At 41.8% G+C, this 21,777-nt stretch carries 22 protein-coding genes; 10 read left to right on the top strand and 12 right to left on the bottom strand.

Annotated elements, in window-relative coordinates; all coding sequences use genetic code 11:
* Position 1 precedes the first annotated feature (1 nt).
* From trmD to POV27_RS13145, 5 genes are read right to left on the bottom strand one after another with little or no spacing between them, the layout of a single operon-like run.
* Positions 2–679: a tRNA (guanosine(37)-N1)-methyltransferase TrmD gene (gene trmD / locus POV27_RS13165; RefSeq protein ID WP_272863240.1), complete on the bottom strand. Its 678-nt coding sequence runs from the start codon at positions 677–679 to the stop codon at positions 2–4.
* Entirely contained in the window at positions 679–1,173 is a 495-nt protein-coding gene (locus tag POV27_RS13160) for a hypothetical protein (RefSeq protein WP_272863239.1), read from the bottom strand. Before POV27_RS13160 ends, trmD begins: the two co-directional genes overlap by 1 nt.
* Positions 1,174–1,180: 7 nt before the next feature.
* Complete coding sequence (locus POV27_RS13155; RefSeq protein WP_272863238.1) at positions 1,181–1,669, bottom strand: hypothetical protein; 489 nt, start codon at positions 1,667–1,669, stop codon at positions 1,181–1,183.
* Between the two features lie 43 nt (positions 1,670–1,712).
* A complete protein-coding gene (locus tag POV27_RS13150; protein ID WP_272863237.1) occupies positions 1,713–2,153 on the bottom strand; it encodes a GNAT family N-acetyltransferase in 441 nt (146 codons plus the stop codon).
* A gap of 8 nt (positions 2,154–2,161) precedes the next feature.
* Positions 2,162–3,433, bottom strand: a complete 1,272-nt coding sequence (locus POV27_RS13145; protein ID WP_272863236.1) for a putative periplasmic lipoprotein — start codon at positions 3,431–3,433, stop codon at positions 2,162–2,164.
* A gap of 138 nt (positions 3,434–3,571) precedes the next feature.
* On the opposite strand from POV27_RS13145, the gene POV27_RS13140 reads away from it, so the two are divergent.
* Together POV27_RS13140 and POV27_RS13135 are read left to right on the top strand one after the other, a co-directional pair.
* Positions 3,572–4,984 carry a Gfo/Idh/MocA family oxidoreductase gene (locus POV27_RS13140; RefSeq protein ID WP_272863235.1) on the top strand — a complete coding sequence of 471 codons (1,413 nt, stop codon included), beginning with the start codon at positions 3,572–3,574 and terminating at the stop codon, positions 4,982–4,984.
* Positions 4,985–5,120: 136 nt separating this feature from the next.
* Entirely contained in the window at positions 5,121–6,935 is a 1,815-nt protein-coding gene (locus POV27_RS13135) for a restriction endonuclease (protein WP_272863234.1), read from the top strand.
* Between the two features lie 99 nt (positions 6,936–7,034).
* Here POV27_RS13135 and fusA read toward each other — a convergent pair whose 3' ends face one another.
* Positions 7,035–9,107 carry an elongation factor G gene (gene fusA / locus POV27_RS13130; protein ID WP_272863233.1) on the bottom strand — a complete coding sequence of 691 codons (2,073 nt, stop codon included), beginning with the start codon at positions 9,105–9,107 and terminating at the stop codon, positions 7,035–7,037.
* Positions 9,108–9,629: 522 nt separating this feature from the next.
* On the opposite strand from fusA, the gene POV27_RS13125 reads away from it, so the two are divergent.
* From POV27_RS13125 to POV27_RS13110, 4 genes are read left to right on the top strand one after another with little or no spacing between them, the layout of a single operon-like run.
* Positions 9,630–10,166: an RNA polymerase sigma factor gene (locus POV27_RS13125; RefSeq protein ID WP_272863232.1), complete on the top strand. Its 537-nt coding sequence runs from the start codon at positions 9,630–9,632 to the stop codon at positions 10,164–10,166.
* Between the two features lie 7 nt (positions 10,167–10,173).
* On the top strand, positions 10,174–10,617 hold the full coding sequence (locus POV27_RS13120; protein WP_272863231.1) for a hypothetical protein: 444 nt from the start codon (positions 10,174–10,176) through the stop codon (positions 10,615–10,617).
* 6 nt (positions 10,618–10,623) lie between these two features.
* Positions 10,624–10,842, top strand: coding sequence for a hypothetical protein (locus tag POV27_RS13115; protein ID WP_272863230.1), 219 nt, complete (start codon positions 10,624–10,626; stop codon positions 10,840–10,842).
* 47 nt (positions 10,843–10,889) lie between these two features.
* Complete coding sequence (locus POV27_RS13110; RefSeq protein ID WP_272863229.1) at positions 10,890–11,456, top strand: PAS domain-containing protein; 567 nt, start codon at positions 10,890–10,892, stop codon at positions 11,454–11,456.
* A gap of 253 nt (positions 11,457–11,709) precedes the next feature.
* On the opposite strand, the gene POV27_RS13105 is transcribed toward POV27_RS13110, so the two are convergent.
* The 3 genes from POV27_RS13105 to POV27_RS13095 all read right to left on the bottom strand — a co-directional run bounded on the left by POV27_RS13105 (position 11,710) and on the right by POV27_RS13095 (position 15,757).
* Entirely contained in the window at positions 11,710–12,672 is a 963-nt protein-coding gene (locus POV27_RS13105) for a T9SS type A sorting domain-containing protein (RefSeq protein WP_272863228.1), read from the bottom strand.
* A gap of 77 nt (positions 12,673–12,749) precedes the next feature.
* Positions 12,750–14,195: a glyceraldehyde-3-phosphate dehydrogenase gene (locus POV27_RS13100; protein ID WP_272863227.1), complete on the bottom strand. Its 1,446-nt coding sequence runs from the start codon at positions 14,193–14,195 to the stop codon at positions 12,750–12,752.
* A 164-nt stretch (positions 14,196–14,359) separates the two neighbouring features.
* The gene (locus POV27_RS13095) at positions 14,360–15,757 is read right to left on the bottom strand and encodes a S1C family serine protease (RefSeq protein WP_272863226.1); all 1,398 of its coding nucleotides are present in this window, start codon (positions 15,755–15,757) and stop codon (positions 14,360–14,362) included.
* Between the two features lie 138 nt (positions 15,758–15,895).
* Between POV27_RS13095 and dapF the strand changes: the two genes are divergently transcribed.
* The 4 genes from dapF to POV27_RS13075 all read left to right on the top strand — a co-directional run bounded on the left by dapF (position 15,896) and on the right by POV27_RS13075 (position 19,133).
* Positions 15,896–16,666 (top strand): diaminopimelate epimerase, encoded by a 771-nt coding sequence (gene dapF, locus POV27_RS13090; RefSeq protein WP_272863225.1) that lies wholly within the window; start codon positions 15,896–15,898, stop codon positions 16,664–16,666.
* Complete coding sequence (locus tag POV27_RS13085) at positions 16,663–17,199, top strand: GNAT family N-acetyltransferase (protein ID WP_272863224.1); 537 nt, start codon at positions 16,663–16,665, stop codon at positions 17,197–17,199. The genes dapF and POV27_RS13085 overlap by 4 nt, the downstream gene beginning before the upstream one ends.
* Positions 17,183–18,232: an endolytic transglycosylase MltG gene (gene mltG / locus POV27_RS13080; protein ID WP_272863223.1), complete on the top strand. Its 1,050-nt coding sequence runs from the start codon at positions 17,183–17,185 to the stop codon at positions 18,230–18,232. The genes POV27_RS13085 and mltG overlap by 17 nt, the downstream gene beginning before the upstream one ends.
* Positions 18,233–18,491: 259 nt before the next feature.
* Entirely contained in the window at positions 18,492–19,133 is a 642-nt protein-coding gene (locus tag POV27_RS13075) for a peptidoglycan-binding protein LysM (protein WP_272863222.1), read from the top strand.
* Between the two features lie 2 nt (positions 19,134–19,135).
* On the opposite strand, the gene POV27_RS13070 is transcribed toward POV27_RS13075, so the two are convergent.
* From POV27_RS13070 to POV27_RS13060, 3 genes are read right to left on the bottom strand one after another with little or no spacing between them, the layout of a single operon-like run.
* Positions 19,136–19,852, bottom strand: a complete 717-nt coding sequence (locus tag POV27_RS13070; protein ID WP_272863221.1) for an SAM-dependent methyltransferase — start codon at positions 19,850–19,852, stop codon at positions 19,136–19,138.
* A gap of 6 nt (positions 19,853–19,858) precedes the next feature.
* Positions 19,859–21,250, bottom strand: coding sequence for a PQQ-dependent sugar dehydrogenase (locus tag POV27_RS13065; RefSeq protein WP_272863220.1), 1,392 nt, complete (start codon positions 21,248–21,250; stop codon positions 19,859–19,861).
* 48 nt (positions 21,251–21,298) lie between these two features.
* Positions 21,299–21,751: a low molecular weight protein-tyrosine-phosphatase gene (locus POV27_RS13060; protein WP_272863219.1), complete on the bottom strand. Its 453-nt coding sequence runs from the start codon at positions 21,749–21,751 to the stop codon at positions 21,299–21,301.
* Between the last annotated feature and the right edge of the window lie 26 nt (positions 21,752–21,777).

Here is a 21,777-nt window from a genome sequence, read left to right as displayed (position 1 = left end):
ATTAATCATTCAGTAAGTCGGGACGGCGTTCTTGGGTGCGCTTCAATGCGTGTTCCTCACGCCATTCTTCGATCTTACCGTTATGCCCGCTTAATAATATGTCCGGAACTTTCCAGCCTTTGTATTCGGCGGGACGAGTATAGATTGGTGGTGCCAAAAGATTGTCTTGAAAGCTATCCGTTAAGGCACTGGTTTCATTGCTCAGTACACCGGGAATCAATCGGATGACAGAATCGCACAAGACAGCCGCAGCCAATTCGCCCCCGCTCAATACGAAATCCCCAACGGAGATTTCGCGGGTAATGAAATGATCCCGTACCCGCTGATCTACGCCTTTATAATGTCCGCACAATATGATCATATTGCCCTTCAACGAAAGTTCATTGGAAATGCCTTGGTTAAGTGTAGTACCATCTGGGGTCATATAAATGACCTCGTCATAGTCCCGTTCGGCCTTCAATCCGGAAATACATTTGTCGATGGGCTCGATCATCATGACCATACCCGCGCCCCCACCAAATTGGTAGTCGTCCACTTGCTTGTATTTATTGGACGCATAATCCCGAAGGTTGTGGAAATGAATTTCTACCAATCCTTTTTCTATGGCCCTTTTTAAAATAGAAGCTTCGAACGGACTCTGGATGAGTTCCGGCAGTACGGTAATGATGTCAATGCGCATTAAAACAATTCTTTCTTCGACTTACAACGCTCGATAGAGGTTTTGGCACGATCCAGCACTCCTTTATCCAAGGTGCTCAATCCTGTCTGACGGTAGTAATCGATGGCCTTGTCCAACTCGCCTTGCTGTTCGTACATAATGGCATATTCATTCAGAATGGTGGACTTGGTAATCCCAGGAATGTTCAAGGCTTTGTCCAATAGGTCCTTTAAATCATTCCATTTTCCAAGGGTGGAAAGCAGGATGGCATAGTTATAATAGACACTGGGGTACATAGGTGTTTTTTCGATACAGAGTTTGTATAGGGTTTCTCCCTTTTCGTACTCTTTGAATTTTACCTCGTACAGGTACCCTAAGTGGTTATAGGCTTTTCCGAAGTTAGGATCGATATCAATAATTTTTTCAAGCTTGTTCGAAGCTTGCTCGTACAATCCATCTTTAATGTCCAGGTTAGCCTGGTCCAACATCTCTTCAAGTTTGGTTAGGTGATCCATAGGTGATTTAATTAAAACGGTTATCGCAATTATTTGCTTCTAAAAAATATTTTATGGGGTTGAATTTTGAATAGGATTGACCCTTAGCCATGGCACAGAACCTACCCGTGTCCTTAGCTATGATATCTTCCAATTCCTCTATATAATATTCGCCAAATTCCCCATCAGCAAAACTAGCCAATCGCAAGGAGGCGGTATAGAAGGCTTTTTTCTCAGGCACAAAGGCCTTTTCAAATATCTTTCCAGATACATCATAAAAGAATTCATATCCAAATTCTTCCAGTTCTTCGGCCGATCTGTAGTAAAAGGTAGAAAATTCTTCATCCGAATAAGGAACCACATCCAGCAGTATATCTTCAGGTATTTCCAAGCCATTTATATAGTACTCACAGGCCATGTCGAAACGAAAATCATAATCGATTTCCTCGGCACGCAAGGAGGAACTTACGGTCCCAAGAGTAAGACATAAGAAAAGAAGGGAAAACCTGATTTTCATAATGTGGTTCATTCGTATACAAAAATACGGGAAATGGATCAGTTTACGCCTTCCAAGTGTAATGAAAAACGTCGGTATCTTTTTCCCACCCCAAACGTTCGTACAGTTTTTGGGCCGGGTTGTCTGTAGCGGTTTCCAAAGTAAGCCCTTTGGCCCCTTGTTCCTTCGTAAATTGCTTAGCCCGTTCCATGATGGCAGCACCCACTCCTAGACCTCGAGCAGTGGGATCCACATAGAGATCGTTTAAGATATATACCCGTTGCATGGATACGGAAGAAAAGCTGGGATAGAGTTGGGTGAATCCAAGGCCTTTTCCATGTTCGTTTAAGGCAAGAAAAATAATGGAGTCTTCTTTTTTGAAACGTTCCCTCAGGAAATTCTTTGCAGCTTTCAGATCGGAATCTTGTTTGTAAAAGACACGGTAACCATCAAAAAGTGTGGTAAGTATATCCAAATGTTCCGAAGTAGCCTTTATAATTTTCATGCCTTGTTTTATAAGGAGCAATCACCATCCAAAATATCTTGTTGTGTAGGATTGTAATTATTGCCCTGCATTATATAGTTCTGTTGTATGCCAGCATTTTCAATGAGATTGATAAACGCACAAAAATCGCCTAAGCCGCTATTGTTTACCATTTCGAAATTACCTCCTACAAAGGTAAGCCCTTCTACGCCAGAAATTGCAGTCACAGCGCTATTACTTGCCACAGAAAAATCCCCTTGTACAGTGGTCAAACTGGGAAGGGCAATCGTGGGTGCGTTAGGGATTTTATGGAAATTGATATGATTTCCCACTTCCCTTAGACTGCTCATAAAGTCAAGGTTTGAAAGATTGGGGTTGTTTATAATGAGCAAATCCCCACTCATGGTTTCCAAACTGCCAAAGGCGGTAATATTAGATAGGAAGGCATTCTGAATGATCGATATCCCTTCAACTTGGGAATTTCCCCCAAAGCCTTGAATGGACAATAGCCCCGCATTTTCACTTATGGTAAGAGTTTCTCCTACTGAAATAGTTGGTGCACCTATCATATCCACGATACTATGGTTTCTGTGTATAACAAAATCGCCCGTCACCGTAAGGTCCGAAAAAGGGGTGATATCGTTCAGGGCATCGTTGTTCTCAATCATAAGGTCGCCCACAGATTCCAAAGTTTCCAAACCATTGGGAGTGGGCAATTCATCTGCATTTTCTATGGTTAATATGCGGCTTACATTTTTTAGATCCCTCAAGGCGAGTAGATTGGTAATGGGTGTTTCTCCGTCGGGAACCGTACCGCCAATGGTAAGGTCTCTAGCGATGGATTCGTACCGATTGCTTCCAAAGAAATCCACCCGTTCTTGGGATGTGAGTTCCACCTGTCCGGGAAATTCCCCTTCCAACTCAAGATTGGTGATGTTGATGGTTAATAGGACCCTTTCAATCCGTGCCCGTACCGATACCCGGATATTAAATACCAATTGCTCATTGAGTTCGAAATTGAAATCTGTAGGATCGTTTACGGTGAATTCGCCCGTATCTTCATTCAGGACTAAGGCCTCTGGGAAATCGGTAAATTCTACTAAAAACCGGAACTCTCCATCTATATTGCTGGTCGCTTGTAGTTGACCGAGAAAGGCACCTTCTTCAGGATTTTCATTTATGGTAATAGTGAGATCCTGTGCAGATAGTTCCACTCCATCTCCTTGTTGGGAGCTGGAATCATCGTTACTGCAGCTACCCAGTACCAAAGGAATTATAAACAAGAATATTAATCGTTTCATATATCGCATGGCTCGTGTTCGAAATTAAAAGTATAAAATTAAGCGTACTTCATGCCCTTGATTTATGAAAACTGAGAAGGAGAAATAGAAACCCTTAATTTTCATACCTTTAGGAAATTCAACCAAAAACACTTTCCCATGAAACGACGTTCTTTCCTCAAAAAATCGGCCGCTGCAGGAGCGGCTTTTACGATTGTCCCCAGTTTTGTTTTGGGGAAAACCCATGTACCACCCAGTGATACACTCTATATGGCTGGGATTGGCGTGGGCGGACGAGGTGGCGGTGTGTGCAATAATCTCTTCGAGACCCAAAAAGTAAAATTCGTTGCCTTGTGCGATGTAGATGCCAAGCGAGCCGCTAATACGTTTGCTGCCCATCCCAAAGCGAAGATCTATAAGGACTTTAGAAATATATATGACAACCATCTTTCTGAAATCGATGCCATCATGGTCGCCACTCCAGATCATACCCACGCCGTGGCGTCCTTACCTTTTATGAAGGCCAAAAAGCATGCCTATGTAGAAAAACCGTTGACCCACAATATCTATGAAGCTCGACTCATGGCGAAGGTGGCTGAAGAAAATGGTATTGTCACCCAAATGGGGAACCAAGGAGCATCTGGGGATGGCATTCGACTGGCTCAGGAAATTATCAATGCGGGAATGTTGGGGAAAGTCAACCGAGTGGATTGCTGGACCAATCGACCCGTTTGGCCACAGGGCTTTAAAAGCATCACCGAAAAAGAAACCATTCCCGATACCTTAGATTGGGACTTATGGTTGGGCCCCGCTGCTATGCGCGATTATAACTCCAATTATCTACCCTTTAAGTGGCGTGGCTTTTGGGACTTTGGAACAGGAGCCATGGGAGATATGGGTTGCCATATCATGGAAACGCCCTTTAAGACCTTGGGACTGCGCTTTCCCTATGAAGCCGAAGCCAGTTGTACGACCGTGTGGTCGGGTGACTTTGTGGAAGCGAATTACAAAGGAACCTGCCCGCCGTCTTCCATTGTCCGCTTAAAATTCGACACTGAAGCTCATGGGGATGTATCCTTGAACTGGTACGATGGTGGTATTATGCCCGATCTCCCTTCTGAATTGAAAGATGGAGAAATGCCCGGGGATAGCGGAGGAGGTAGTATCTTCTATGGGGATAAGGGTATTATGGTGACAGGTACCTATTCACGAAATCCCACCTTGTTGCCTTCAGATAAAATGCAAGACTTTGTGCCTCCTACCCAAACCATACAACGTGTTACCACAGGACATGAAGGCGAATTTGTGGAAGCTTGCATCAACGGAAGCAGTACTTCGTCACCCTTCTCCTACGGAGGCCCATTAACGGAAGCTGTGTTGATGGGGAATTTGGCCATTAAGGCCTATCAATTAAAGGTATTAAAGGAAGGGAAAGAAGCCAACCAATGGGCGCCTTATAACTATCCCGGTCGTCGCACCATTAAATGGGATGGAGAAAATATGAAAGTAACCAATTACGATCCCGCCAATGCGTGGGTGAAAAGAGAATATCGAGAGGGGTGGGGGATATAGAAACAAGGAAAACCTTGTGAGATTTTAGTTTGAAAACCGATAACTTAGCCTAAAGACAGATATAGTTAATTAAAACTAGTGATATCTTACTTTATATCATTTAACCAAATGTGGCATGAAGATTTAATGATTAATTATGCCAGGAAAACCTAAAGACAAATTACAATATTTAGAAGGAATTAATGAGCTTGATTTTCCCTTTCTAATTGGAGATATCCTTACCCAGCATTTTAATCATAGGAATGTGAAAATTGTTGATGGGACTGGTGATGGAAAAAGAGATGTGTTTTCTATTAACCTTAGGGGAGAAGAAGTAGTAACCCAATGTAAGTTTCATTACGACTTCAATAAGACATCAGGTACAAGAGAGACAGATGAGATTGTTATAGCTCTTAATAAATTTAAATGCTCAAATGGTTTTTTTTGTACTTCTGGAAAACTATCTCCACAGAGTAAAAGAGAATATTTAGATAATTACCCTGATTTTGATTTAAAATGGTTGGAAGGACATGAAATTGTAGATATTGTACTTGAAACTCCGATACTAAGAAAGATTTGGTTTAAAGGTGAAAAAATTCACCTTTTGAAAAATTCAGTATCTATCCCCTTCATCGTAAGGAAACTACCGCAGGATGTTAGCTTTCCATTAGAAAAGTTGCCCGAACTTAATTTAGATGAGGGGACGGAAATTAGAATAAATGAGAAAAGCTTATATACTCCAAATCAATTTCGTCCATTTAACAGCTTAGATATAAGAAATTCCGGTAGTCATTTTGGTAGCGTATTTGCTTTTGAAGCGGTTCTAAATGGAAATGTCTATTTAAATTCAATTGATAGGTTAAAGACCGAAGTATTGAAAGTTTTGGTTTCTCAAATATCTCAAACATTAGAAAGTGAATATATTGCAGTTCGATTCGGAATTCCATATTTCACTGATAACAAAGATTTATATAGGAGGTATAAGATTGAGAAATTCAGTTTACCTATAAACAGTGAAACATTTATTTTAAGAAATAGTGAGATAATTAAAGAATACGACTTCCTTATCGGATTAAGTAATCATTGGGAAAGACCAGAAAGAATTCATATGTCTCAACTCAATGACTTCTGTTTTTATAACAAAGAAAATGATCTAGCACTCTACATTTATTATTCATGTGTAGCTCAAGAAGATTTGCATCCACATGTCACACGCCAGATGGAAGTTGATAAGATCATTTGGAAAAAATCTCTCTTTTTAACCGGTGATGTAGGAATCCAGCAATATTTTGAAGATTATCCACCAAACAAGGTTTATTCATTTGGTCCAAATGCTGAACTTGCTTGTTGGATGCATCCACGCCCAATGATGTATTCTGCAGACATATCTGAATTTGAAAAATCATTATTTCATGAAGAGTTTGAAGGCGAAAAGAAAAAACTGTTGGAATATGCTGAGTCTCTTAGTCTGGATTGCGTAGATTGGGAGAAAGCAAGTAAGATCGCCGCGTTAAATGATGAGGACCCATTTCCAAATGACCCTGAAACGTCATATCGCATAGTAGATATTTTAGAAGAATTCCATACTATCCCATCTCCAATAAAACCTGATAAGAGAGAATTCATTTTTGAGTGCGTTTGGAAAATTTCAAGCCATGATGATAAATCCTTTGAAAGTAGAATAAACAAATTCAGTGATAGAATGGATGATATGAAAATCACAGAAAAACTTAATTTCACTATTGACAATGGGGTCAGCGGTTTAATTTATCTGAGAGTTGCATATACTCCTGAATTTATTGTTCATCTCTCAACATCAGAAAACCTTGATAACTTAACAGTAGAAGTAAAGGAGGTGTTTAATGAAGTTGAGCAATGTCTTTCTGAAAGCTTTTCCGAAACCAAAAGAGCCACTAACTTTTATTGGTTGGCAGAATTGGGAGTGTTTCTTAGCAGAATAGAAAAAGATTAAAAGCTTCTAGTCTAACAATTCAAAACTAAAATAATTTTCCAAAAACTAATTGTCCAAAACAAAAGCTACCCAATTCGAAAATCGGGTAGCTTCTTTTAATTAAACGTCTATCGTTTCAAGTATACCTTGTGGAACCGGTTTGTAAGAATCCATATGGAGACTTACAGAACCACGGCCACTGGTTAGGGTTCTCACGGTCGATATGTAACCAAAGGTTTCCTTTAAAGGTACCTCGGCCACCACGGTCTGCTTCTGTCCACTTTCGTGAATGGACGTGATCATTCCCCGTCTTCGATTGACATCCCCCGTTATCTTTCCTAAAAATTCTTCAGGACAGGTGATTTCGGCAATCATGATGGGCTCCAATAATTCCACTCCCGCTTGTTGGGCAGCGGCTTTAAATCCGTGTACGGCGGCAATTTCAAAATCATACCCATGGGAATCCTGTTCGTGCGTTCCGCCGTCGAACAAGATGACTTTCATGCTCTCCACAGGATAGCCCAAAAGGACACCGTTTTTCATGGCTTGAATGAATCCCTTTTCTACATTGGAAATAAATTCCTTAGGAATCACCCCGCCTTTTATTTCATTGATAAACAATAATCCTTTTTCGGCATCGTCCCTAGGTCCAATTTCAAAAGAAATATCGGCATACTGACCATCACCACCGGATTGTTTCTTGAACACTTCGCGATGGGTGACCGTCGATGTCAATTGCTCTCGGTAGGACACCTTTGGGTCTCCTTGATTCACATCCAGTCCAAACTGGCTCCGTAGGAGTTCCAAACGTACTTCTAGATGCAATTCTCCCATGCCAAGTAATAGGGTCTGTCCTGTCTGTGGGTCAACCTTTACTTGTAAGGAAGGATCTTCACTAGCGATTTTAGCCAAGGCCTCACCAAACTTCTTTTCATCATTTTTAGCTTTTGGCTCTATGGCTAAACTAATGACGGGATCTGGGAATTGAATGGCTTCCAATACAAAAGGAGCATTCAATTCGGTCAAGGTATCTCCCGTGGTTACGTTCTTCACACCAATCAAACCACAAATATCTCCGGCAACAGCACGGCTCATTTCATCCATCTTATCCGCTTGGATTCGTATGATACGACTGATGCGTTCTTTCTTTCCGGTTCTAGGATTCAGTAAAAAACTACCCGGAATAATACTTCCAGCGTATATCCGAACCATAGCGATCGTTCCTACATATTTATTCGTAAGCACCTTGAAAGCAAATGCCGTGCATACTTCGTCTTCGTTTCGATTTCTTGTCTGTTGGATATTTTCTTCTGGATTGTATCCTTCTACAGTGTCAAGATCTAAAGGCGAAGGCAAATACCTGCTTACCGCATCTAATAAAGGTTGTACTCCAATATTCTTAAATGCAGAACCACAAAGTATAGGTATGGCACTTCTCTCTAGTGTGATCCGTCTTATAGCATCATGAATCATTTCCTCAGTAATGGGAAGTTCTTCAAGAAACGCTTCCATGAATACATCATCATACCCAGCAATCTGCTCCAGTAATTGATTTCGATGTTCTTCAGCATTCTGAACATATCCGTCAGGGATGGCTTGGCTCGTCCATGTATTTCCAGCATCGGATGTATTCCAATACATCGCTTTTTGGGAAACAATGTCTATGATGCCTTCAAATTCATCACCGCTTCCTATCGGTATTTGAAGGACCAAGGTTTGTATACCAAAGGTCGCTTCAATTTGCTGAACGGTCTTCTCGAAGTCGGCCCCAATACGATCCATCTTATTAATGAATCCTATTTTGGGAACTCCGTACTTATCGGACTGCATCCAAACGGATTCCGACTGCGACTGTACACCAGAAGCACCACAGAATATAGCGATGGCACCATCCAATACCCGTAGGGAACGTTCCACTTCCACAGCAAAATCGACGTGACCAGGCGTATCTATGATATTGATGTCATACAACTGGTCATTCAATTGCCATTGGGTAGAAACTGCCGATGACGATATCGTAATGCCTCGTTTCGCTTCTTGAGGATCACTATCGGTTACCGTATTACCGTCGTCTACGTTACCTAATTTATGGGTCAGTCCGGTATAATAAAGCATACGTTCGGTTACGGTCGTTTTTCCTGCATCTACATGTGCTATGATTCCTATATTTCTAAGATTTAATGTGCGTTTCATCTTTATAAAATTAAAATTAATAAAAAAGCCTCTCGGGAAGAGAGGCTTGCAAATAAGTGGGTTAATTAAAGACAATAGCTACCTCTCCCGAATGTTTCGGATTGAAAAAATTAGTATTGAGAATAGTAGCTTTAACATGATGTTTTAATTGTCTTTGAAATAAATTAAATAAGGGTTTCCGGAAAATAGGTAGCACAAAAAAGCCTCTCTAAACGAGAGGCTCTATCTATGTTATAAAGATGATTCGTCGTTTAGATCTGCATTTCGGTACTACCAAAATACACAGCTCTTATAGCTCCGTTTAAGGCAGTTACATTCATATGTTTTGTAAATAGTCTCATTTCAAAAAATGCTAAATCGTTGCAAATGTATTAAAAATAGGGAGGTATGCTACTTTTTTTTTCAATCGCTGGGAAATTGACTTTGGACTACCTTTATATTTTTCAAAAAATATTCCCCAAAAATGCAATAGATTAAAAAAGCTTCGTCTTTTTAATCGAAAGCCCTTTGCAAAAGGTGTACATGGAATCGGAATCAGAAAATAGTAAAAAACTAAGCGACTTTTTCGGCAAGGAGTACCAATCCCTCAAAGGGTATGTAAATGCCAAAATAAGTGACACCATCGATAGCAATGCAGAGGACATTGTACAGGATGTGGCGTTGAAACTATTTTCGGGAGCAGACCGGTACGCTCCCATCCACAATGTGGCCGGGTTTGTCTACAGATCGTTGAAAAACCGGATCATCGATCTCATGAGAACCAAACCACGAACCGATTCCGTAGACGTAGAGCATGCACTATTGGAGTTGACCGAAATGGTCGGTGCACCGACCAATCGGTATACATCGGACGAGATGATCGCAGTCCTTAAGGTCTGTATAGAACGGCTAAAACCTGCCTATCGCAGTATCATCATTGCGGTCGACTTTGAGGGGTACACCTATAAGGAAATTTCAAAAGAAACAGGCATTCCCGAAGGAACGCTCATGTCCCGAAGGCATAGAGCCATAGGGATCTTATACAAAGAAATAGAACAAGAATTTAAAAAACATAAATAGATAGATCATGACAAATTTTTTCACCCATAAATTCAGGGAAAAGTCGCCCGCTGAGATCATAGGAACGATCATTTTCGGGGGAATCTTCATCGCCGGACTCGCCACACTGTTCGCTTATATCGTAATGCGATTGTGGAACTGGCTCATGCCCGAACTTTTCGGATTGACCACCCTTAGCTTTTGGCAAGCAGTAGGACTCATCATTCTCTTTAAACTTTTGTTGGGTTGTAGCGGATTTGGAGGGAAGAGTTCTTCCAAAAAGTCCAAGCACCATTCCAAGAAGAAGTCGAAGACTGATTTCTCCAAATGGAAGCATTACGATCAGTTTTGGAAAGAAGAAGGAGATGAGTACTTCAGAAAGTACATAGAACGCCAGAACCAACAAAGCAAAGAAGGCGAAGAAGATAAAGAAGAAAACAAATTAGACGAATCAGAACCCGATAATTCATAACCATCTATGGGGCTACTTGTGTTTCGAACGGATATAAAGTCGAAGAAGAAAGTAAAGTCGTTAAAGCTATTGTTCAATAGAAACGTGGAAATCCTTCGGTGGAATGTAGACTTGGAAGACATCGACAATGTATTGCGCATTGAAGCTACAGAATACATTTCGGAACGGGATGTTATGGAAATGGTTTCGCTCAAGGGCTTTTATATTCAACCCTTGCCAGATTAGGATAGTCCTTATATCTTTGACAACTACAAACCTATAAATGCTACCCTATGAAATACGATCTTTCTGAAATGGCCTGTTTGGACGTTTATCTATCTACTTTAAGTAAGGAGGAACAAGAAGAGGTTAAGGATAAGATAGGGCCTTCTAAGGCTATGGTCATGCCTCTTATGAGCTGGGACATTTTCAGTGAACATCATTACAGAAGACTTCATAAAGCGAAAAAGGCAACGGATATGAAGGCGGTGGAATTCCTAGCCAAGAAGCACCAATGGAAAAATGATTTGGAAGCGATTCTTACGGCTCACGAATTTGAAGCCATTGTAATTACGGATGATCAACAAAAGATTATTTGGGTGAATGATGGCTTTTCGAACATGACAGGGTATCCTAAAAGTTTTGCCCTTAATAAATCCCCTAAATTTTTACAGGGACAAGGGACCTCTCCAGAAATTCGCGAGAGGATTAAAACCCAGTTGAAAAAGGACAAGCCTTTTATGGAGGTAATTACGAATTACAAGAAAGATAGTGAAGCCTATGAGTGTGAGGTAAAGATATTCCCCTTGCACAATAATGGCACCACGCACTACTTGGCGTTAGAACGTAAAGTAGGCTAATAAGATATAAGCACTAGAAATGAAAAACCCCATCCAACTGGATGGGGTTTTTTATGTAATAATCTGTCGGTTCGAGCGCAGTCGAGAACTAGCAATTAAAGAGTAAAGCTTTATAAACCTCTCGACTGCGCTCGAGGAGACAAACGACTGCGCTCGACCTGACATATGGACCGGTGTTCGACCAGACAATGGTGCCCGAATAGAACTACTAGTAGTATGTATAACGTCTCAGGCCCTGTAAGGATTTTCCCAATTATTGAATTATGAATTTAAAGCTGGACGTATTCCCTTGATTGTTAATACTCAATATATATAAGCCCGATTGGAGGTTTGAAAAATCGATCGAGTTATTTTCTGTGTTCATGGAATTGGAACTGAAAACTTCTTTTCCAGTAATTTCATAAACCGAAACAAAGACATTTTCTTTTGGCAGATTTTTAAGGGAAACAAGACCATCGTGTTCCACAATTACTACGTTGTTTACATTTAATGGATCCCCAGAAGATAGGGTAGAACAGTTTCCGTCGAGGTTGTACAACAAGGAAACTTCGTCTGCTGTTAATGCCCTCCGATACGCCCGTATGTCATCCACAGCACCAATAAAATAACGCCCAATTTGGTAGTTTAAGATGTTAGTGCCAATATTGAAACCATCGCCTGTGTAATCGTAAGTGTTTCGCAATATATTGTCCCTGTATAGCTTTACGGAAGTATTGCTAATTACCATGACAAAATGATGCCAATTTGTAATATCTGTTGGCAGGTCAGGATCTGAGTTCCAGTCATAATCCCAAATGCCCAATCCATTGGTAATGTCTCCGATAACGGGGGTATTTAAATCGAAAAGTGCCATTTCAAATCCAGATGTAGTAGAATTTCCTTTTATGAATAGTGTCTCATAATTTGCTGGATCAACATTGTTCATTTTAAACCATAAACTTACCGTTACCTCATCACCTTGTACAAAACCATTGTCTGCCGTTCCGGGTATAATAATATATTCATTTGCACTGCCCGAAAAACTAACTGCACAGGCAGCATTGCCGTCTCTATCTTCCACAAAGGTCTCAAGCCCTGAAGGGATAGGAGTAACATTTTCAGTAATATCCGTTATTTCGTTGCTAAAGTTGAGTTGTAACACCAGATCGCTGGTTATGTCCTGCGCCTCTAATCCCAAACTTCCCAGTAAGAGAGCAAAAAGTAATTTGTATTTCATATGATTTTTTAAATGAATTCAATGATAAAAAAAACCGCTGAGTTATCAGCGGTCTTTTCAAGTATCTTGATATATTTCTAGTAATACGTGTACCTTCGTACGTTACTAATGTACTTCGCCAAGCGGATTACCTGATGGCTGTATCCATATTCATTATCATACCAAACGTATAGCACGGCGTTTCTTCCGTCTGCCGTTACGATGGTCGCATTGCTGTCGAAAATGGATGGGGCAGAAGAACCAACGATATCACTGGATACCAATTCGTTGTTTAAGCTGTACTTAATCTGCTCTACCAAATCCCCTTCCAAGGCATATTTCTTCATGATGGAGTTCAATCCGTCTTTGGAGGTTGGTTTCTCCAATTCCAATTTCAAAATGGCCAAAGAACCATTCGGTACAGGAACACGGATGGCGTTTGAAGTCAACTTTCCTTCAAAAGAAGGTAGTGCCTTGCTTACTGCTTTTCCAGCTCCGGTTTCGGTAATAACCATGTTCAAGGCAGCAGCACGACCACGACGGTATTTCTTGTGCATGTTGTCTACCAAGTTCTGGTCGTTGGTATAGGCGTGGATGGTTTCTAAGTGTCCTTGTACCACTCCTAAGCTGTCTTCTACGGCTTTCAATACTGGCGTTATCGCGTTGGTTGTACAAGACGCAGCAGAGAAGATGTTCATGTCTTTAGGATCGTTCTCCAAGTGGTTTACTCCGTGAACGATATTCGGTACTCCTTTTCCAGGAGCCGTTAACAACACTTGAGAAGCTCCTTTTACCAAGTGACGGCTTAAAGCTTCCTTATCACGGAAGGCTCCGGTGTTATCGATGACCAATGCATCTTCGATTCCATATTGTGTGTAATCTACATCTTCTGGCTGATTCGCAGAAATAATGTGTACGGTAGTTCCATTGATGATCAAAGCGTTGTTCTCTACATCGATACCAACAGTTCCTGGGAAGTCACCGTGAACAGAATCATATTGCAATAAGGAAGCACGCTTTTCCAAAATTGTTTGGTTAATGGCACCGCGGGTTACGATGGCACGCAAACGCATTTGGTTCCCTTTTCCAGTACGGGACATCAACTCACGGGCCAATAGACGACCAATACGTCCAAATCCGTAAAGCACTACGTCTTTTGGCTGAATGTTCTTGTGGTTGTTAGCGTCCTTTAGCTTATGGCTTACAAAAGAAACCGCATCTGGATATTGGTTGTCCTCCAAGTGGTATTCGTAGGTCAATTTCCCGATGTCCAACTTGGCAGGAGGGAAGTCTAGGGTTTTGATGGCTTGTGCAATCTCAACACTATCGAAAATAGAAATCGGCTTCTGAACAAACTCCCCGGCGTATTCATGAAGGTTTAGGATTTCACTCACGTTTCTGTCAATCAGTTGATTGCGGAACAGCACCAACTCGATCGATTTGTCGTACCAAAGGTCACTTACGATTTTAATAAACTCGACAGTGGCCTTGCGGCGGTCGGTCTGAAAAGAAAGCTCTTTTTCATACACTTCATCAAAACTCATAGTTATGTTGTTTTTTAGGGCTTCCTGATAGCTCAGAAAGTAGGGTTTTAAATTTTTTGCAAAAGTAGAAAACTAAAACGTTTTCGGGAAGCATATTGGCAAAAAATAATGACCCGTTACAGAATACACTATAACGGGCCACCTCTTCAAGAAAAACTACCTGTCTATCTGAAGATGAACGAGTTTAGTTTTCCATCACGATCCACGAAGGTCATCTTAATAGGATCGTCGTAATCGCGATTCCTCATGATGCGCTTCGCATCGTCGATATTGGAAACTTTGATGTCATTTATTTTAATGATCATAGCGCCGTCCAAGTCATAACGCGACATGTCTTCGCTAATGATTCGATTGATCTTCACACCTTCTTCGAGGTCACGGCGTCTCAATTCTTTTTCGCTGGCATTCTTTATTTCAATTCCGAGTTCTTCAATCTCGTATACTTCCAACTTGATCAAAGTCACCGGAATGGTGCGTTGCCTTCCGTCACGCAATACCGTAACATCTACCACATCGTTAGGGCGCTTGGAACCTAAGTATCCTGTAAGGTCGGAGAACTTGGCAATTTTATAACCGTCGATTTGTTTAATTACATCCCCTTCTTGGATACCTCCTTTATCGGCACCACTGCCTTCTTCAATGGCTGCTACATATACACCTTCGGTTTCATCGATGCCATAGTATTCGGCACGGGCGGAATTCAATCCACCGCCTTGAATGCCTAAAATACCGCGTTGTACGTTTCCATACTCCATTATATCCTCAACGATCTTACGAGCGGTGTTAGAAGGTACTGCAAAAGAGTATCCAACATAGGATCCCGTTTCAGAAGTAATTGCGGTGTTAATACCGATCAATTGTCCTTGGGTGTTTACCAAAGCTCCTCCACTGTTTCCACGGTTTACGGCCGCATCGGTTTGGATGAAGGACTGCGACTGAGCATCGAATTCATTCAAATCACGGGCTTTCGCACTTACGATTCCCGCTGTAACGGTTGAGGTTAGGTTGAACGGATTTCCTACGGCCAATACCCATTCTCCAATCTTTACATTGTTGGAATCGGCAAAGGGTACGAAGGGTAGACTTCCGTCTGGTTCTATTTTAATGAGGGCAATATCGGTTTTGGGATCGGTCCCAATCAATTCGGCCTCGAAGCTTTTATTGTTGTTAAGGGTTACCTCCAATTCGGTCGAATTCTCGATCACGTGATTGTTGGTAATGATATATCCATCGGGAGAAATGATGACTCCACTTCCCGTTCCAATCAAGGGACGGGAACTTCCACCGCCAAAGAAAAAGTCACGCATACTGGTAGGACCTTTGCTCATGGTCGTATTTTTAACGTGCACTACGGCATGTACCGTTTTTTCGGCTGCTTCGGTGAAATTAATGGGCTCATTGCTGCCCGTTTCCGTATTGAATGTGGTCGGAATGAATGATGGGGTGGCTTCCTGCTGGGTTACCGCTATTTGGGGGGTATCTTCAACAAAGAGTTTGTAGCCTCCAAGCGTGATGGCACCTGCCGCCAACGCCACTGCAAATAAACGAACTGTTTGTGTCATAGATAGATTCAATTAAATTACACTCAAATTAACAATCTAAAGACTTACCTATTGTCTAAGGGTTTCATAATTAACGTGTATTTAACACCTTAATTATCCGCCTTCAAGTCCCTTGTTTTTTTAACTTTGTCACCTACTATGGCGATCCCATTCTACAAATATCAAGGAACAGGTAATGATTTTGTCTTAATTGACAACAGGGACTTACATTTCAACAAAAATAATACCGATCTGGTGAAGCTGCTCTGTGACCGAAAATTTGGCATAGGAGCCGATGGTTTAATCCTTTTGGAGCCTGACGCTGAGGCGCATTTCAAAATGGTGTACTATAATGCCGACGGAAGGGAAAGTTCCATGTGTGGCAATGGAGGACGCTGTATCGTACATTTTGCCCGTTTTTTGGGTATTGTTGAAGACGAAGCCACCTTTACGGCTATCGACGGATGGCATGAGGCCACAATTGAAGGGGATATCGTGTCCCTGAAGATGACCAATGTGGAAGGGCTTACCGAAAAAGAAGATAGTATCTTTCTCGATACCGGTTCACCCCATCATGTGACCCAAGTGGAAGGCTTGAAGGACTACAATGTCTTTTCTGAAGGAAGAAGCATTCGTAACGACGTATATGGAGAAGCCGGGGCCAATGTGAATTTTGTGGAGCCCTTGGCGAAAAATACCTTTTCCGTGAGGACTTACGAACGTGGAGTGGAAGATGAGACCCTTTCCTGTGGTACGGGAGTGACGGCGGTTGCCATTGCGATGCATGCCTGGGGAAAGGCGGGAGAGGCAGTGACCATTGAAACTCCAGGGGGTACTTTGGAAGTTTCATTTGAAAAGCAAAATGGTCATTACGAAAATATTTGGTTGAAGGGACCTGCCAAACAAGTTTTTAAAGGAAGTTGGGAATGAAAGCACTGCAGGGAGAACATGTATATCTAAGAGCTTTAGAGCCTACCGATTTGGAATTGTTGTATGAATTGGAAAACAATGAGTCCATCTGGGAGGTAAGCCATACCCAAACGCCATATTCCAAATACGTGTTGAAACAGTACTTGGACAATGCCCACAGGGATATTTTTGAGGTGAAACAATTGCGCTTGGTTGTTTGCCCTGTTGGTTGGGAGGAAGGAGTAGGCCTTATCGACTTCTTCGACTTCGATCCCAAGCACAGAAGGGTAGGGGTTGGTATCGTAATCTTTTCAGATTCCGATCGGCAGAGAGGGTACGCAACCGAATCCTTGGAGCTCCTTTGCAACTACGCACGAAAACATTTACAAGTACATCAAGTGTATGCCAACATCACCGAAGATAATACCCCTAGCATTCGACTGTTCGAAAAACTAGGTTTTGAGAAAGCTGGCACGAAGGTGGATTGGATTCTTTCGGGCGGGGTGTACAAGAATGAACTTTTATATCAGAAAGTATATGAAGAAAAATCTTAAAAGAGTTATATGGGCAGTGGTATTCATAGGCCTTATTTTTATGGCTGGGTTTGCCTATTTTGTATATACCAGTGTATTTACGTCCAATACGGCCTTCAATAATGAAGAGGCCCATGTATACATTCCTACGGGTGCTAGCTTTAGCGATGTATTGACAGAGTTACGTCCCCTATTGAAGAATGATGTTTCGTTTGAAGCAGTTGCGAATCGCAAAAAGTACCCTGCCAACATCAAGCCAGGGCACTTCATTATTAAGAAGGGAATGAATAATAATGATATTGTCAATGCGATTAGAATTGGCAATACCCCTATTAAAGTGAAATTCAACAATCAGGAACGTCTTGAGAATTTAGCGGGGCATTTGTCACGTCAATTAGAAGCTGATAGTCTTTCCTTGTTGAATGCCATGAAGGACGCCTCCTTTTTGCAGGAATCCGGTTTTACAGAAGCTTCTGCCATTGGGATGTACATTCCCAATACCTATGAAATGTATTGGAATATGTCGCCCGACGGATTTACCGAAAAGATGCTGGAGGAGTACAATCGGTTTTGGAATGCTTCCCGTAACCAAAAAGCTAAGTCCATTGGTTTAACACGCGATCAGGTGATGTCTTTGGCGGCCGTGGTGCAAAAAGAGACCGCTAAGGAAGAAGAACGCCCTAGGGTAGCTGGATTGTATATGAATCGCATTAATAAAGGCATGATGTTACAGGCAGATCCTACGGTGATCTTTGCCAAAAAGCATAGTGAAGGCGATTTCGACCAGGTGATTAAAAGAGTACTCTACAAGGATTTGGAAAATCCGTCATTATACAACACCTACAAACATGTGGGTGTACCCCCCGGGCCTATTACCATGCCCGATATTTCTTCTATCGATGCAGTGCTTAACTACGAAAAGCACGATTATTTGTACATGGTGGCCAATGTGAAGGACTTCGGCTATCATAAGTTCGCCAAGAGCTTGGCACAGCATAACCGCAACCGCCAAGAGTACGTTCGGTGGATTAATAGTCAAGGAGTAAATCGGTAAGAATTTTCCACTTTTTTTGAAAGAAATGCAATAAAAGGTGCTGTTAATAAGTTAGTTAACTACTTTTTTAACACATTTTAATTCGTATAAGCTTTTAAAACTACATTTGTTACAGATTTGTTAACGAAACCATCGGTTCAACGATTTTTGTTGACGTTTTAACAAAGAAAGACCAAAATCACTGAAAATTCGTGAAATAGGTTGTATTTTTGCACGCTGAAATGAAAGTAGGAATTTTCTACTTGAAATTTTGTCAGAAATGAAACGTAGTTTTATACAAATCGGTTTATTCGTTCTTGTTGTTTCTTTAGTCTCGACAGGATTTTCCTCTAAAAATGGAGTGGATCTTTCCCACTATATTTTTACCGAGGAGTCGGTATGCTACAACGTGCCCAATGAAGATGAGGTCGTTGAAGAAGAGGCTGAGGATTTCTTCCAATTGTATTTAGGAAAAACGTATGTAGGGTTTAAAGAAGCCATTGGCTTTAAAGAATCCCAAGGACGTTATCGTGTCATTAATGAATTCGGTTATATGGGGAAGTACCAGTTTGGTAAATCGACCCTGAAGATGATCGGAATTTACAACACCCAAGATTTCCTTACGGATACCCGTTTGCAGGAAGAGGCTTTTACGGCCTATGCTTCCCGAAACAAGTGGATCCTGAGACGCGATATTAAAAGATACGTAGGAAGAAGCATAGGAGGAGTGAAGGTGACCGAATCTGGTATTCTTGCTGCTGCGCACCTAGCAGGGGCAGGAAATGTGAAAAAGTACCTGCGAAGTGGAGGTTCTGTTAATTTTCAGGACGCCTTCGGAACTTCGATTCGGTACTACTTAAAGAAATTTTCCGGATACGATACGTCATTGATCGTTCCGAACAGAAAAGCGAAGGTGCTATAAGCTTATCCTTTGTGTATGATAAATAAGGTGGGTCTTTTGTTTAGGTCCACCTTTGTTTTTTTCCAGCTTTCCGAAGATTGTGTCAAGATATATTCTGAAGGCAAAGTAATATCGCAAGCCACACACAGCTGCGTTTGTGGTTGCAATACGCTCGTTAAACTCTCCAACAACTGATTATTACGATAAGGCGTTTCAATAAACAGTTGCGACTGATTGGCCTCTGCCGAAAGACGTTCCAAACGTTTTATTTCCTGCCGTCGCTCGCGTTTGTCTATAGGCAAATAACCGTTGAAGGCGAAGTTCTGTCCATTGAACCCACTGGCCATCATGGCCAATAGAATGGAGGAAGGGCCTACCAAGGGCACCACTTTCACTCCTTTTGAATGTGCCTGCGCTACCACAAGGGCACCCGGGTCTGCTATGCCCGGACAACCTGCATCGCTAATAATGCCCACATCATACCCTTCAAAACAAGGACTGAGCATATCAGGTATTTCTGAAGGGTCGGTAAACTTATTGATGATAGAAAAGTGAAGGTCGGGTTGCGACTTTCTAGGGACGATGCTTTTAATGAAGCGCCTAGCGTCCTTTTCATGTTCTACAATATAATGGTCAATCTCTTCGACCGCTTTTTTAACCAACAAGGGCAATACTTCCAACGGAGGAGTATCGCCCAAGGTATTAGGAATTAAATATACGTTTCCTATCGGTTGCTCCATAGGGGATTACTGTTTCACAATCTTCTGCACCGCCGATCCCTGTTCTGAAGTGATTTTTGCGAGGTATAGTCCAGAAGCAAAGGAACTGGTGTCTAGATTCAATGGGGTTTGTCCGGTGTGTCTTTCTGTATGCAAGATACTACCTTTCATATCTTGAATGGTAATTTCGAAAGGAATATTGTTGTTAGAAATCACAGACAAACGGTTGGTTACTGGATTGGGAGCTATGGAAATGTTCAACGCTTTAAGGTCGTTTACTCCCAATACAGTTTCTCCTGTAACACGCGAAATGCTTCCAGAAATATTGGCAATGAACAATTCGTTGTTCATGTTTTCCCCGAAGGAAACCCAAGATCCGCCAAAGGTGCCGTAGTCTACTACGTCATTGGTAGCTCCAATATTTTCGATTCCTCCTATCATTCCACTACACACATCGGCAAAGAAATAGATGCCCTGCATGTCAGGATAGTCAGATCCGCGGTAAACATATCCTCCAGTAATAGAACAATGCGGTGTAGCGTTGCTAGAAGAATACACTCCGATTGGGAAAGTCAATTCATTATCTGGAGGACAGTTGGATGTGTTGAAAGGATCGTTCCCTTCATAACATCTCCAACCGTAGTTAAGACCTGCATCGGTATAAGGAGCTCTGTCAATTTCTTCTACATTTTCCTGCCCTACATCGCCAATCCAGATATCGCCATTGTCACTATCGAAAGTAAACTTCCAAGCATTTCTCAGTCCGTAGGCCCAGATTTCTTCAGCATCCGTTGCACTACCTGCAAAAGGATTGTCTGAAGGAATTGCGTAGTTAAGACCTGGGTCGGTATTGTCTATATCGATACGTAATAATTTACCCAATAAAAGGGTTGTATTTTGAGCGCGGTTTCCAGGGTCACCACCACTTCCTCCATCACCCCAGGAAATGTAAAGCATCCCGTCAGGTCCAAAATTTAGGGAACCTCCGTTGTGATTCGGGAAAGGCTGATTGGAATCGATGATTTCCAATTCGGAAGCGCCATCTGCCACATCGGGATCGCCACTTACCGAAAAACGGGAAACTTGAGAATCTCCACTGTTGTCCGTATAACTTACAAAGAAATAGCCGTTGGTAGCATAATCGGGGTGAAATGCGAGACCTAACAATCCTTGCTCACTTCCATTGGAAACTTGACTGGAAATATCCAAGAATGGAGTAGTGTTTACAGTTCCATCGTCTTGTACGATTTTAATTCTTCCTCCTTGCTCCACCACGAATAAGCGATCATCGCCTGCATGGGCAATATCTACAGGGGAACTTAATCCGGTAGCAAAGGGTTGAAGACTCACGTTGATACTCTGGGCATATACAAGGCCACTTAAGAGTACACATAACATAAATAGGGTTTGTTTTTTCATAGGACTTAGTTTTCCACTAAAGTAGTGAAAATTAGAGCAACCCTTTCATTACAGCCAACTCACAATTTTCTCACAAGCCTCGTCGAGCATATTGTAAACATTCTCGAATCCCTGATCACCACCGTAGTAGGGGTCGGGGACATCTACATTTTCTCCAGGAAAAATTTCGTTTAAAATCATCTTCACTTTTGCTCGGTCACTATCGTCATTGGCCAATCTAACGACATCCCGATAATTGGAATTGTCCATCACGAAGATATGGTCGTACTGTTCGAAGTCGTACGTAGAAAATTTACGCCCGCGTTGGTCGGTTATATCCAATCCCATTTTTCGGGCAATGGCTATACTTCTGGGGTCGGGTCTTTCACCCACATGCCAACCACCGGTTCCGGCAGAGTCCACCTGAACTTTATCGGGATCTACTTTGGATTTCAGAATACCTTCGGCCAATGGGGATCTGCAAATGTTGCCAAGACAGACCATGAGTACACGGGTTTTCATAAATAAGGATATAAAAAAATCCCGCC

The organism is Aureisphaera galaxeae (assembly GCF_028561275.1).
GTDB lineage: Bacteria > Bacteroidota > Bacteroidia > Flavobacteriales > Flavobacteriaceae > Aureisphaera > Aureisphaera galaxeae.
This window is presented reverse-complemented; position numbering and strand designations above follow the sequence as displayed.